Consider the following 14,445-nt stretch of genomic DNA (forward strand, 5'->3'; position numbering starts at 1 on the left):
CCGCGGCCAGCCGGCGGGCAGCGTTACTGAACGACGTAACCCCGCGCCTGCATGCACGCGCCATAGGCGGCCCAATACTGTGTCATCGGCGGTTCGGGCGCCGGCAGCGGCGGCAGCTTCACGCCAGAGGCGCCGGCCATGTCGGTCGCGCCGCCGTCCGCACTCGGTGCCGATGCCGGATTGGCGGCCATCGTCATCGCATCGGATGCGGGGGCGCCGGCCGTCGCGGCCGTGCCGCTGGCCGCGTTGGCGGCCGTGGTTGCGTTGGTTCCGGGCGGATTCGCCGCTTTACCGGTATGGGTTGCCGTGCCGGCTGTGGCCGCCGACGCACCCGCCGCGGCGGTGGCGACAGGCGCGCTTGCACCGGCCGCGCTCGCGCCCGCCGGCATCCCGACGCCGGGTGGTGTGGCGGAAAACGTGCTGGGCGGCAACGGCGGCCTCGATGGCGCGCCGGTCGAGGTGGTCTTGCCGACAGGAGGATGGCGCGGCGGAATCTGCGATTCGTGCGCGATGTTGATCTTGGTCTGCTTGTTGGCCGTGGCGAAGCACGTCGCGTTGTCGATGCTGCGTTGGTACGGGCTCTGACTGCGGATGGGGTAAACGACCGGCTGCCATGCGAAAGCAGCACTGCTAAACACCACAAGCGTCAGTACGGTATAAGTTTTGATTTTCATCGCAGTCGCTCCCGCAGCGATGTTTCGCCCTTCGTAGGCAATCGCGCTTCGCGGTGCGTTCTGATCACTGTCGCTATGCCATTGACTGGCGACGCACTCTGCGAAGGCTCTTTCCTGAGCGTAGCATCCGGCGCGGTCCACGCGCTGCGCTGGATAGCGCGTGAAAACGCCATCCTGCAGTCCAATCAAGCCAGAGCGGCAAGACTATGTGGCGAATCGCACGAAATCCCAGGGACAATCCCTAGGCTGTGCCTGCGCGTTACTGGAAGGTCGCGCTGATCGACAACTCGACCGCGTTGCCCTTTGGACGGTTCTCGACTTCGAACTCGTTGACCCAGCGCAGCGTCGCGGACACCGGCGTTTTACTGATCTTGCCGGACCACGACACCATCGGTCCGATCCCCACCGAATGCCCCCGCGCGCCGCCGATCAGATTCGCGACGCCGCCAGTGTCGTCGCCGAGTTGCTGGATGTAGCCGCCGATCACGCCGACCCCCCAGCCGCCCGCGAAGCGTTTCATCGCCATCAGGTCGAGCACGCTGACCGGCGCGTTGTGATAGTGCGTGTCGTTATTGGCGGTGTAGAACTCGATGCCGTAGTTCGCCGACAGCTCGATGTTCTGCGACGGAATGATCTTCGTGTACGCGAGGGTCGGAATGAAGGTCCACGTGTTCTGCCCGGCATTCGCGAGCCGGTTCGGGTTGTAGGCGCCGGTCGGCGCGTACATCTGCACGCTGAGCGCGATGTGATCGGTCTTGCTCAGGTGGTAGCCGGCGACGACCGGCGTGAAGAAGACATCGGCGAACTGCGTGGCCGTGTCGTTCGGCAGACGGCCATGAAATGACGACACGTTGGTGTACTGCACCGGCACGCCGAACGACGACGCGAAATTCCAGCCGCCCGCCGTGATCCCCCAGGTCTTGATCGCGTTGAGCAACGTGTACGACACGTCGTAGTCGATGCCCGCGCTCACGGTGCCGGCAATCGGAATGCTCTTGCTCGCGCCGAGCGAGCCCTCGTAATAGATCGAGGTGACCGACACGATCCAGTCGGAGGTGGGCGGCACGATGCCCGCATACGGCGCGATCTGCATGCCGGTGATCGGCCGGCCGATGCCGCCCTCGGTCGCGAATGCGGTTTGCGCCGCCGTCAGCACGCCAAGCGCGCCGAGCGTACCGAAGGTGCCGAGTACGGCGGCGCGGCGAGCGGCATGAGCGGCAGGCGTCAAACATGCGGCCTGATGTCGCCGATCCCGCCGATCCCCGAAGAACACCACGCGCTTGTCCATTCGATCACCTCGCTGGCTGAGCTGCCGCTACGCATTGTTTTAAGGCACAGGAAAATTCAGCCCAGTCGCAAGCTTCCGGTTAATGCCGCAAAGCGTTGATTGATTCGAATGGGCCGGCATGCGTTGGGCTCACGCGAATAAGGGCAGTGCGTTACTGCGCGCTTTTGACACGTGAAACACGAAGAGAGGAAATGCGGAGTATTTCGCGAAACGGCCACGAAACATCGTCGTGGCCGGCGCTGCGCCGCACGCGCGAAGACCTGAATGGATAAGCGATAACCGCGTTACTAATTGTTTAAAAAAGACTAGCAAACCTATGACGTTTGACAAGGCGGATTTTGTAACAGCAGTTCGAACGAATTAAGAGCCGTGTAGAGCCGTTTTCTGAAATGCGGAATGACTGGGCGAGCGATTCAATTGCGCGCCGGTTACGCCCGGTTGAATCGATCCGCTGCGAGGCATGAGGGAAATTGATCGAATCAAACAAAAAACATCAATTCTCATCAGGATTTCTTCGACCCACAATGACTCACCGATTGGCTAGGCGGCAAGCGAGCTGGGTGTCGGCGGCGGTGAATCGCCGTGCGCGAGTCTCGCTATCCGGGCAAGCCGATTAGTTAGTAATAGAAAGGGAATCGTCAGAACCGGGTGTCGGCCCGACGCATTGGAGACAGCGCGATAGCAGGCTGGCGATACGCAGCCGCCGTCGTGCCGCGCAAGCCGTGTTTCACCCGTCGACGATCTTCACGCCCACTACAAGGAAAACTACGATGCGCGCCTGTGTTTTTCGTCATCACCGTCACCGGACCCTAAGCGTCGCGCTTGCCGCGCTCGCCGCGGCCGCGGGCTGGTTGCTGTTGTCGTGTCCCGGCACCGGCATGGCGGCCGAAACGGCACCGAAGGAACTGAACGTCTACAACTGGTCGGACTACATCGCGAAGGACACGATTCCAGACTTCGAAAAACAGTCCGGCATTCACGTGAAATACGACAACTACGACAGCGACGACACGCTGCAGGCCAAGCTGCTCGCAGGCAGTTCGGGTTTCGACATCGTCGTGCCTTCGTCGATGTACATGGCGCGGCAGATTCAGGCCGGCATGCTGCTGAAGCTCGACAAATCGCAGCTGCCGAACCTGAAGAATCTCGATCCGACATTGATGAAGATGATCGCGGATGCCGATCCGGGCGCGCAGTACGGCGTGCCTTGGGCGTACGGCACCGACGGCATCGGCTACAACGTGCAGGAAGTGAAGAAGGCGCTCGGCGATAACGCGCCGGTGGATAGCTGGGCGCTGGTGTTCGATCCGGCCAACGTGTCGAAGCTCAAAAGCTGCGGCGTGTCGTTCCTCGACCAGGCCACCGATGCATTCGCGAGCGCCTTGCAGTATCTGCACAAGGACCCGAACAGCTCGAACCCCGCCGACTACCAGGCCGCGTTCGAACTCTTGAAGAAGGTACGGCCGTACATCACCCAGTTCAACTCGTCGGGCTATATCAACGACCTCGCCAATAACGACGTCTGCGTGGCGATCGGCTGGTCGGGCGATGTGGGCATTGCGCGGCGCCGCGCGGCCGACGCGAAACGCAAGTACGAGATCCGCTTCTCGAACGTGAAGGAAGGCGGCCTGTTGTGGTTCGACGTGATGGTGATTCCGAAGGACGCGCCGCATCCCGAGGCGGCGCTCAAGTGGATCAACTACATCGAGGACCCGAAGGTCAACGCGGCGATCACCAACGAGGTGTTCTATCCGACCGCGAACCGCGCCGCGCGTCCGTTCGTCGCGCCGGTCGTGGCCCAGGACCCGAGCGTCTATCCGGGCGACGAGGTACTGAGCAGGATGACGCTGATCAAGCCGGTGCCGATCGAAATCGTGCGGCTGGAGAACCGGCTCTGGGCGCAGTTGAAGGCGGGGCGCTGAGCGTCGCTGAGTTATGCCGCTGAGTTAAGTCGCTGAGCTACGCCACTGGGTCACGCCACTGGGTCACGCCACTGGGTCACGCCACTGAGCTACGCCACCGAGTCACGCGCAAGCGGCGAATTATTTCCCTGATCGCAGCACCTTTCCTGAATCGAGTCGCGTTCGCGCGCATCTCGCGGGGCACGCTCGCGCCTGCGAGGCGCGCATCGATCGCGCGGCATCGATCGCACCACAACAAACGAGGAGATTTTGCGTGAGAAAGAAACTGATGGGTCTGCTGGTGGCGGGCTGTCTGCCTGGCATCGCGATGGCGGACACCACGGCCGACCAGATCAAGGCATTGCAGGCGCAACTCGACGCGCTGCAAAAAGCCGTGCGGCGCTTGCAGACTCAATCGCCCGCTCAACCACAAACGCAGCCGCAGTCGAAGTCCGGACCGGCGATGGCGGCTCCCGCTACAGCCGTCACCGTCGATCCATCGTCGCCGGATTACGGCAGCGCGCGAGCCGCGCTGACCAACGACGACGTCACGTCGCTAAAGCAGCAACTCGCCGCGCAGCAGCTCAAAGTGAATTCGCTCGAAGATGCCGCGACCACCGGGCCGATCGCCGGCCTCTCGGTCACCGGCTACATCGATCCGACCTACCTGTTCAACCGTGCGCAGGGCAGTTCGTCGTTCCTGTTCGCGAATCACGAAAGCACCGGCGGCTACTTCAACAGCACGTTCGGCGACGTGTATCTCGACATCAAGAAGACCTTCGGTGTCGGGCCGATGGCGCCATCCGCAGAAATCACGCTGATGCCCAATCGCGGCAACGGCATCACGCTGTTGCAGAACGAGCACGGACAGATTGGCAACAACATCCTGAACACGGCGGTGGTGACGGTGCCGCTGTCGGGCACGACGACGTTCGTGGCGGGGTTGATGTCGAGCTTCGGCGGCTATGAAGTGCAGCAGTCGAACCAGATGCTCACGCTGACCCATAACCTGCTGTACGACTTCTCCGATCCCGGCAGCTACATCGGCCTCGGCGCGAACTACTCGAAGGGCAATTGGGCGTGGAAGTTCCTGCTCGGCAACGAACAGTACCGCACCAACGGCGCCATCACGCAGACCGGCACGAACGCGCTGGGCGATCCGCTCACCACCAGCAACAAGGTGCCGACCTTCACGGCGCGCGCGGACTACACGTGGTCGAGCGCGCTGGATATCGGCGCGTCGTTCAACATCGGCCGGCAGACCTTGCCGAGCGCGATCAATCCGACCACCGGCGCGGTCAGCTACGGCGTGAGCGGACAGGCCCCCGGCGGCTACGGCACGTTCTTCTTCTCCGAAGCCGACCTGACCTATCTGCTCGCCGACGTCCAGTACAACGTCGAACTCGATTACGGCCAGCAGCAGAACGCCGCGTTCAACGGCGGCCAGGCGCAATGGTATGGCGTGTCGCTGCTCGCGCATCGCAAGTTCAGCCTGCCCGGCCTCGGACGGATGGGCGCGACGCTGCGCTACGACTTCCTCGCCGACAGCAAGAACGGCGGTGGCGGCGGCGGGGTCGCGCTGAATGCGCAAGGGCGCGATCCGTACAACGGCTTCGGCATCGGCGCGGACTGTGCGGCGAACGCCCAGGCGAGCGGCGGTTTGGGACTGCAATGCAAGGGCTCGAATCGTCAGGACGTCGCGCTCGATCTGCTTTTCTTCCCGACCGCGGCGATCACGGTGAAGGTCGAGTACCGGCACGACTGGGCCAACAACCCGGTGTTTTTGCGTAACGACGGCTCGTACAGCCGCTCGAACGATCTGCTGGCCACCCAGTTCATCTACTCGTTTTAACGACGCACGCGGTCCCGGGTTCGGGACCGCGGCTGGATCTGCATTTGGATCTGCATTTGGATCTGCATTTGGATCTGCATTTGGATCTGCATTTGAGTCTGCATTTGAGTCTGCATTTAAGTCACCACTCACGGAGATGCGATGAAAGACAAAACCACCCCACCGTTGCCCCTGAAACCGCTGACGTCCGCCGACTCGCCGCTAAGCCGCCGCGGCTTCATCAAGGGATCGGCCACGCTGTTCGGCGCGTCCTTGATGGGCGCGCTGGCCGGCTGCGGCGGCGCGGATTCGCCGGCGAGTTCGGCGGCGGAGCGCTCGTTCGCCGCGCGTCCTCTGCCGAACCCGCCGGCGTATCTGATGCCGGCCGAAAACGCGACGCACAAGGCCACCTATATGGCCTTCGCGTCCGGATCGGAAGGCATCTGGACGCCGGTCACGCCGCAGAGCACGGACGCCGGCATCGACCGGGTCCGCTCCGATCTGATGGATGTGGCCAAGGCGATCGGCACCTATGAGCCGGTCAACATGCTGGTGCTGCCGGTCGATCTGAGCGCCGCGCAGAATCTGCTGGCCGTGCCGAGCGGCGCGAATCCCGACATCCACGCGAACTACGTGGCGCGTGGCGCGGGCGTCGGCGGCGTGAATCTGATTCCGCTCGCCAACGGCTTCGACGATCTGTGGACGCGCGACACCGGCGCGATCTTCGTCAAGGACACCGCCAACGGCAACGCGCTCGGCGCAGTGAGCTTCAACTTCAGCGGCTGGGGCAATGCGAACACCGACGGTCAGCACCTCAATCCGGGGATGACCGTGCCGCCGTCGGTGACGGCGAGCAGCAACAAGTCGAAGGCGGGTAAATACTTCCAGCCGTTCGCGAAGGACCACACGCTGGCTTCGTGGATGGCGCAAGCCAACAACGCGACGCTGATTCAAAGCACGTTGACGCTGGAAGGCGGCGCGATCGAATTCGACGGCGAGGCGACCGCGATCCTGACGGAATCGGCGGTGCTGCACGTGAACCGCAATCCGCAGCTTTTCAACATTCCGAACGGCGTGGTCGCGAACGCGACGCTGTTGCCGGGCGCGAAAGCCACGGTGCTGGCCGAACTGCAACGCACGCTCGGCGTGCGCAAGATCATCTGGATTCCGGGCACCGCGATCTACCCGCGCGGTTGCGGCGCGGGCGGCAAGGGCGGCGCGGCGACGCCCGCGAAGGAGACCGACATCACCAACGGACACGTCGACTTCTACGCGAAGTTTCTCGCGCCCGGCGTGGTGGTCTATTGCTACGACGCGCCGAACTCGATGGGCGAACGCGCGCTGACCGAGGCGAACTGGGAACACCTCAACAACCAGACCGACGCGAGCGGCCGCACGCTGCAACTGATCGAACTGGATACGCCGGCGAACTACGGCACCTCGAACGGCGTGACGCTGAACAACAGCCAGTTGACCAACTTCGCGGTCGGCTACGTGAACTTCTACACCTGCAACGGCGCGATCATCATGCCGAAGTTCAACGACGCCGATGCCGATTACGCCGCGTGGTCCGCGATTCAACCGTATGCGGGCGGCCGCGATATCGTGCAGGTGGACATTCTGGGCATTGCGTCGGGCGGCGGCGGGATTCACTGCGCGACGCGGGAACTGCCCGCGTGAACGCGTGAAAATCAACCGGCCCATCAACCAGGTCAGCCAGGCGGCCGCGCCATCGAGGCGTTTTACCTCTCGATAGCGCGGCCGCTACCGGCTTCCTTACCCTGTTCGAGCAGCCACTCCACCATCTGCTCGACGATCGGTGAACGCAACGGCCCCGCCACGCGCGACAGCCACCACGTGATGCCCGGCAGACGCGGGTAGCCGGCCAGCACCGTGACCGTGCCGTCGTCGATACTGCCTTGCGCGGCGAGCCGCGACAGGCACGCAATGCCGCGTCCGCGCAGCACCGCATCCAGCACCAGGCGCTGATCGTCGTAGATCGCGTTCATCCGGTAGGCCGACAACTGATCGCGGAAAATCGGCGCGATGCTCTCGCTGGTCAGGTTCTCTTCGAGACAAATTAATCCGGCGTGCAGATGATGTTTGGCACGCGGCACGCGGGCCAGTTTCGCCGCCAGCTCCGCGCCGCACACGGTCACCCATTCGTCCTGCAGAAACGGCACTTCGAGCAAACCCGCCTGCTGCATCGGCCGTGCGCCGATCGTCATGTCGACGTCGATCTCGTCGACGTAGCGGGCGCTTTCGTCGGTGGACAGCAGCGGGCACAGATCGGGCAGCGTGGCCTGCAAGCGGTCGAGGCGCGGTTGCAACCAGCCGTGCAGCAATGGCGCGGGACACACCAGCACGACGAGACCGGGGTCCAGATACGTGGCGATCCGGCCGAGGCCGCTGCGCAGCGTTTCCATCGAACGCTGCACGCTTCGCTGCAGCACTTCGCCCGCCACCGTCAACTCCACGCCGCGGCCGATGCGGCGAAACAGCGGCTGCCCCAGTTGCTCTTCCAGTTGCTGGATCTGGTGACTGACGGCCGATTGCGACAGATGCAGTTCGTCGGCGGCGCGCGAGAAGTTACCCAGCCGCGCGGCCGCTTCGAAACCCATCAATAGCTTCAGGGAAGGAACGCGTTGCATCGAGCTATGAGAAAAGTTGATTGATCAGGCCAAAAAACATCATTTTTCATCAAGTGTAACCCGTATCAAAATGCATCACCACCTAACGATGGAGACAGCAGGATGAGTCGCTTCGATGCTCGGCAATTCGGCTACAGAATGCCCGCCGAATGGGAAAGGATGGACACCACGTGGTTGGGCTGGCCGATTTTCGACGGCCGCGAAGACGTGTGGGGCAGCCACTACCGGCGCGTGTGCCGGGAGTTCGCGCTGGTCGCGCAGACCATCGCCCGCTATCAGCGTTGCGTGGTGACCGCGCATCACGCCGAGGCGGACGCCGCGCGCGAACTGCTCGGCAGCACGGTGGACGTGCTCGCCGTCGCCGCGGAAGACAACTGGCTGCGCGACTGCGGCCCGATCTTCCTGCTGGGCGAGGACGGTCAGCTTGGCGCGGCCGCGTTCCGCTTCAACTGCTGGGGCGAGAAGTACCAGCCGTACGACGGTTGCCAGCAGGTCACGCAGGACATCGCCCGCGCGGCCGGCGCACGGATCTTCAACTCGCACATGGTGCTGGAAGGCGGCTCGTTCTATGTCGACGGACAGGGCACGCTGCTCACCACGGAAAGCTGTCTGCTGCATCCGAACCGTAATCCGCACATGAATCGCGCGGAGATCGAAGCCGAGTTGCGCCGCATGCTCGGCGTCGAGAAGATCATCTGGTTGCCGGGCAATCCCGACGAAGTGGAAACGAATGGGCACGTGGACGGCATCGCGTCGTTCATCGCGCCCGGCAGGCTGCTATGTCAGTCGGCGAGCCCGGTGCAGGGCGATTACTTCCACGTGATGCGCGAGAACCGCCGCGCGCTGGAACTCGCCACCGACGCCGCCGGGCGCAGCTTCGAACTGCTCGATCTGCCGTCGCCGATCGTCAGCGAACGCTTCGGCTCCGAGCGCTATTGCGATTGCTACGCGAACTATATTCTGGTGAACGGCGCGGTGATCTCGACCGCGTTCGGCGTCGAACAGGACCAGGCCGCGCGCGACGTGTTCGCCCAGGCTTTCCCCGACCGGCGCGTGGAGTTGCTGCCGATCGCCACCTTGTCGATCGGCGGCGGCAGCATTCATTGCTCGACGCAACAGCAGCCCGCCGTTGCCGTCCCCGTTGTTTGATCCAGACCGACACTGCTTGAAGGAACCGATATGGCGTCACGAAACATCACCGTAGCGTCGGTGCAAATGGCATCCGGCAGCTGGACCTTCGAAGACAACATGGCCACCGCGGAGCGTTTGATCCGCGCGGCCGCCGCGCAGGGCGCGAATCTCGTGCTGTGTCCGGAGCTTTTCATGATGCCGTACTTCTGCCTCGATCAGAACGTCCGGCATCTGGAGCTGGCCGAGCCGTTCGCGGGCAATCCGCGCATCGCGCGCTTCGCGCGGCTCGCGGGCGAACTCGGCATCGTGCTACCGATCGGCTTCTTCGAGCGCGCCGGCAACGCCGCGTATAACTCGATCGCAGTGGCCGACGCCGATGGTCAGGTGCTGGGCGTGTATCGCAAGACGCACATTCCGGACGGCCCCGGCTACACGGAGAAGTTCTATTTCACGCCGGGCGACACCGGCTTCAAGGTGTGGGACACGCGCTTCGGCAGGATCGGCATCGGCATCTGCTGGGACCAGTGGTATCCGGAGACCGCGCGCAGTCTCGCGCTGATGGGCGCGGAGGTGCTGTGCTTTCCGACCATCATCGGGTCCGAGCCGTTCAGCAGCGAGTTCGATTCGGCAGGGCACTGGCAGCGCACGATGCAAGGCCACGCGGCGGCGAACATGGTGCCGGTGGTGGCGGCCAACCGGATCGGCCGCGAGGTCGGTTTCGGCAACGGCAATCCGCAGCAGCAGGGACTGGCCGGCGTGTTCTACGGGTCGAGCTTCATCGCCGATCACACGGGCGAGAAAGTGGCCGAGGCGAATCGCACGGACGAAACCGTTCTGCTGCACACGTTCGATCTCGACGCGATCCGCGCGGACCGGCAATCGTGGGGTTTCTTCCGCGACCGCCGTCCGGAGATGTACCGCACGCTGCTGACGAGCGACGGCGCCTCGTCCTGCTATCGCTAAGGAATTCACGATGAAAAACCACTGGCTCCCGGCGCTCCGCGCACTCGGCCTCGGCCTCGGTCTGTGCCTGCTGGCCGCACCGTCTCACGCCGAGGAAGAGAAGGTTCTGAATCTGTACAACTGGAGCGAGTATTTCGCGCCCGACACGCTATCTGAATTCCAGAAGGAAACCGGCATCAAGGTCCGTTACGACTCGTACGACAGCGACGAGACCTTGCAGTCCAAACTGCTGACCGGCGACAGCGGCTACGACCTCGTGTGGCCGACCAACGACTTCATGGCCAAACAGATTCAGGCCGGCGCGTTCCGCAAGCTCGACAAGAGCAAGCTGCCGAACCTGAAGTACCTGGACCCCGCGCTGCTGAAGCTGATGGCGCAGTCCGATCCGGGTAATCAGTACGGCGTGCCGTACATGTGGGGCACGGTGGGCGTCGGCTACGATCGCGCGAAAGTGGCGTCGATTCTCGGCAAGGACATGCCGGCCGATAGCCTCGATCTGCTGTTCAATCCGGCGATCGCGTCGCGGATCGCCGCGCATTGCGGCATCGGCGTGCAGGATTCGGCGAGCACCGTGCTGCCGCTCGCGCTGCGTTACGTCGGTCGCGATCCGGTGAATCCGACCGCGCAGGACTATGCGGTCGCGCAGACCATGCTGAAGAAGGTGCGGCCGTCCATCCGCCTGTTCGTCAACTCGGCGAATGCCAACGAGTTGATCGACGGCGAGCTGTGCGTGATGATCGGCTATTCCGGCGCGATCAATCTGGCCGCGCAGAAGGCGCGGCAACTGGACGGCAAACGCGACGTGGTCTACGACATCCCGAGCGTGGGCACCTTGATGTGGTTCGACGGCATGGTGATTCCGAAGACGGCGAAGCATCCGGACAACGCGCATGCGTTCATCAACTACATTCTGCGGCCCGACGTGGTGGCGAAGATCTCGAACGCGACGCGCTATGCGAATGCCAATCAAGGCGCACTGAAGCTGATGGACCCGACGCTGGTCAATAACCCCAGCGTCTATCCGGATGAGCAGAAGAAACGGACGTTGTTCACGCCGGTGGCCGAATCGCCTGCCACCGCGCGTCTGGAGGGCAGGATCTGGCTCGGCCTGAAGGCGAGCACGCCCTGATTGACCGGCGGTGCAGTGAGTTTGACGAAAGGGTATGAGGTGGTGGATATGACGACACGACGTCGTTTTCTGAAACGGGGGCTGGTGGCCTCGAGCGGCGCGCTGCTGGCGAACGCGCTGGGTGGCGGCTTCGGCGCCCTCGCGTTCGCGCAGGGCGGCAACTGGCGCATGCCGGACGAGGGCGCTCAGCACGCCGCGACATGGATGGCCTTTGGCGCCAGCGAGGACATCTGGGGCGGCAAGCTGTTGCCGGTGGTGCGCGAGAATCTCGCGGGCATCGCCAAGGCGATCGCCGCGCACGAGCCGGTGAAGATGCTGGTGCGCGAAGAGGATCACGATATCGCCGCGCGTCTGTGCGGCGCGTCGGTCGAACTCGTGCCGCAGGCCATCGACGATTTGTGGATGCGCGATACGGGCCCCGTGTTCGTGAAGAACGCGAGCGGTCAGCCTGGCGCGGTGGGCTTCAATTTCAACGGCTGGGGCAACAAGCAGGAACACGAACAGGACGCGGAGATCGCCGCGTTCGTCGCGCAGCGGGCCAGTGCGCAGTTCGTCGGCACGCGGCTGGTGCTGGAGGGCGGCGGTATCGAAGTGGACGGCGAGGGCACGGCGATCATTACCGAGAGCTGCGTGTTGAACGCCAATCGCAATCCGGGTGTGAGCCGCGCGCAGTGCGAGGCGGAGCTGGCGCGTTTGCTCGGCGTGACGAAAATCGTCTGGCTGCCGGGCATCAAGGGCAAGGATATTACCGACGGCCATACCGACTTCTACGCGCGCTTCGTGTCTCCGGGCGTGGTGGTGGCCGGGCTCGATCCCGATCCGGCTTCCTACGATCACGCGGTGACGAAGCGTCATCTGGAGATTCTGCGCAAATCGACCGATGCGAAAGGCCGCGCGTTGAAAGTAGTGGTGCTGCCGGGGCCGACGAGCGTGCGTCATCGGTACGAGAACGATCAGTTCGCGGCGGGCTACATCAATTTCTACGTGTGCAATCGCGCGGTGATCGCACCGCAATTCGGCGACGGCAAGGCCGATCGCAATACGCGCGACGTGCTGGTGGATCTGTTCCCCGGCCGCGAGGTGATCCAGTTGAATATCGACGGCGTCGCGGCGGGCGGCGGCGGGATTCACTGCACGACGCAGCAGCAGCCCGCCTGAGTGATGGCGTGAAGCGCACTTAGCGTTGCTGGTGCGCGGCGCTGTCGCGACGATCTCCGCGGCCGGTCGCCGGCCGCGTGTCGAAGCGGTTTCCCTTTGATCTTGATGAGTAGGTGCCTGCCGGAGATGGAAACGTCTGCGGCAGGGCGAAGTGCTGGCCGGTGTTTTGCATCGGACGGGCAGTAACAGGTAAGGAAAAATGGCAAAGAGCAGAAGCAGTCAAGCGTTGAACAGGCCGGTCGACGATGCGTCGATGGCGCGTCGCGGATTCATCATAAAGTCGGCGTCATTGCTGGGCTTTTCTCTGGTGGGCGCACTGGCGGCTTGCGGTGGCGGCGGTGGTGCAGCGACGCCGGCTTCGTCGACATCCTCGTCGACGTCCTCCCGCAACCCAGCGGCCAGACTGTCGTATCTGATGCCGGGCGAGGACGCGCGTCACACGGCGACCTACATGGCCTTCGCATCGGGAGCGGACGGCATCTGGACGCCCTTCACCGCGCAAAGCACGGACGCCGGGATCGACCGGGTTCGCGCGGACCTGATGGATGTGGCGAAAGCGATCGGCACATACGAGCCGGTCAACCTGCTCGTGCTGCCGGTCGACCTGGGTGCCGCGCAAAACCTGCTGGCGTCGCCGAGCGGCGCGAATCCCGGTATCCACGCGAGCTACGCGGCGCGAGCCGCCGGCGTCGGTGGCGTCAACCTGATTGCGCTCGACAATGGCTTCAACGATCTCTGGACGCGCGACACGGGTTGCGTGTTCGTGAAGGACAAGTCGAATGCCGACGCCTTGCGCGCGGTGAGCTTCAACTTCAACGGCTGGGGCAACGCGAACACGGACGGCGTGAACCTCAACGCGGGCATGACCGTGCCGGCCGCAATCGCGGCAGGCAGCAACCGGTCGAAGGCGGGACGCTTCTTCCAGCCGTTCGCGAACGATCGCGCGCTGGCCACGTGGATGGCGCAGACCCAAAACGCGTCGCTGATTCAAAGCACGTTGACGCTGGAAGGCGGCGCGATCGAATTCGACGGCGAGGCGACCGCGATCCTGACGGAATCGGCGGTGCTGCACGTCAATCGCAATCCGCAACTCTTCAACATACCGGACGGCGTGGTCGCCAACGCGACGCTGCTGCCGACCGCGCGTGACACCGTGCTGGCCGAACTGCAACGCACGCTGGGCGTGCAGAAGATCATCTGGATTCCGGGCACGGCGACCTATCCGCGCGGCGCGGGCGTGGGCGCGCAGGGCGGCGCGGCGACGCCCGCCAACGAGAGCGACATCACCAACGGGCACGTCGATTTCTACGCGAAGTTTCTCGCGCCGGGCGTGGTCGCGTACGCGGCCGATCCCGCCAACTCGACCGCCGAACTGGCGATGATGGCCGCCAACTACCGCAATCTCGCGGGTCAGACGGACGCGCAGGGCCGGCCGCTCGTGCTGATTCCGCTGAACGTGCCGGCCCGCTACGGCACGTCGAACGGCGTGACGCTGAGCGACCGGCAGATGACGAATTTCGCCGCGGGCTACATCAACTTCTACAAGTGCAACGGCGCGCTGATCGTGCCGAAGTTCAACGACGTCGCCGCCGACGCCGCAGCGGTCGCGGCGCTGCGACCGTACGCCGGATCGCGCGCGATCGTGCAGGTCGATATTCTCGGCATCGCGTCGGGAGGCGGCGGTATCCATTGCGCGACGCGGGAAGTGCCGGCCTGAGG

General features: G+C 64.0%; 11 protein-coding genes. 8 read left to right on the forward strand and 3 right to left on the reverse strand.

The genetic code is table 11. The features are described from left to right. Window positions 1–23: 23 nt before the first annotated feature. The gene (locus LFL96_RS03485) at window positions 24–674 is read right to left on the reverse strand and encodes a hypothetical protein (RefSeq protein WP_280998047.1); all 651 of its coding nucleotides are present in this window, start codon (window positions 672–674) and stop codon (window positions 24–26) included. 259 nt (window positions 675–933) lie between these two features. Beyond that, the gene (locus tag LFL96_RS03490; protein ID WP_280998049.1) at window positions 934–1,902 is read right to left on the reverse strand and encodes a transporter; all 969 of its coding nucleotides are present in this window, start codon (window positions 1,900–1,902) and stop codon (window positions 934–936) included. 830 nt (window positions 1,903–2,732) lie between these two features. Here LFL96_RS03490 and LFL96_RS03495 point away from each other — a divergent pair. The 3 genes from LFL96_RS03495 to LFL96_RS03505 all read left to right on the forward strand — a co-directional run bounded on the left by LFL96_RS03495 (window position 2,733) and on the right by LFL96_RS03505 (window position 7,374). Next, window positions 2,733–3,884, forward strand: coding sequence for a polyamine ABC transporter substrate-binding protein (locus LFL96_RS03495; RefSeq protein WP_280998051.1), 1,152 nt, complete (start codon window positions 2,733–2,735; stop codon window positions 3,882–3,884). Window positions 3,885–4,137: 253 nt separating this feature from the next. Next, window positions 4,138–5,715: a DUF3138 family protein gene (locus tag LFL96_RS03500; protein ID WP_280998053.1), complete on the forward strand. Its 1,578-nt coding sequence runs from the start codon at window positions 4,138–4,140 to the stop codon at window positions 5,713–5,715. 141 nt (window positions 5,716–5,856) lie between these two features. Beyond that, window positions 5,857–7,374: an agmatine deiminase family protein gene (locus tag LFL96_RS03505; protein WP_280998055.1), complete on the forward strand. Its 1,518-nt coding sequence runs from the start codon at window positions 5,857–5,859 to the stop codon at window positions 7,372–7,374. A gap of 62 nt (window positions 7,375–7,436) precedes the next feature. On the opposite strand, the gene LFL96_RS03510 is transcribed toward LFL96_RS03505, so the two are convergent. Beyond that, window positions 7,437–8,345: a LysR family transcriptional regulator gene (locus tag LFL96_RS03510; protein ID WP_280998057.1), complete on the reverse strand. Its 909-nt coding sequence runs from the start codon at window positions 8,343–8,345 to the stop codon at window positions 7,437–7,439. A gap of 102 nt (window positions 8,346–8,447) precedes the next feature. Between LFL96_RS03510 and LFL96_RS03515 the strand changes: the two genes are divergently transcribed. The 5 genes from LFL96_RS03515 (at window position 8,448) to LFL96_RS03535 (ending at window position 14,443) form a co-directional block, all read left to right on the forward strand. Continuing rightward, window positions 8,448–9,494, forward strand: a complete 1,047-nt coding sequence (locus tag LFL96_RS03515) for an agmatine deiminase family protein (RefSeq protein WP_280998059.1) — start codon at window positions 8,448–8,450, stop codon at window positions 9,492–9,494. Window positions 9,495–9,524: 30 nt separating this feature from the next. Then, complete coding sequence (aguB, locus tag LFL96_RS03520) at window positions 9,525–10,439, forward strand: N-carbamoylputrescine amidase (RefSeq protein ID WP_280998061.1); 915 nt, start codon at window positions 9,525–9,527, stop codon at window positions 10,437–10,439. A 10-nt stretch (window positions 10,440–10,449) separates the two neighbouring features. Beyond that, entirely contained in the window at window positions 10,450–11,568 is a 1,119-nt protein-coding gene (locus tag LFL96_RS03525; protein ID WP_280998063.1) for a polyamine ABC transporter substrate-binding protein, read from the forward strand. Window positions 11,569–11,616: 48 nt separating this feature from the next. After that, window positions 11,617–12,726 carry an agmatine deiminase family protein gene (locus LFL96_RS03530; RefSeq protein WP_280998065.1) on the forward strand — a complete coding sequence of 370 codons (1,110 nt, stop codon included), beginning with the start codon at window positions 11,617–11,619 and terminating at the stop codon, window positions 12,724–12,726. Window positions 12,727–12,925: 199 nt separating this feature from the next. Then, complete coding sequence (locus LFL96_RS03535) at window positions 12,926–14,443, forward strand: agmatine deiminase family protein (protein WP_280998067.1); 1,518 nt, start codon at window positions 12,926–12,928, stop codon at window positions 14,441–14,443. Window positions 14,444–14,445 lie beyond the last annotated feature (2 nt).

This window comes from Paraburkholderia sp. D15 (genome assembly GCF_029910215.1).
GTDB lineage: Bacteria > Pseudomonadota > Gammaproteobacteria > Burkholderiales > Burkholderiaceae > Paraburkholderia.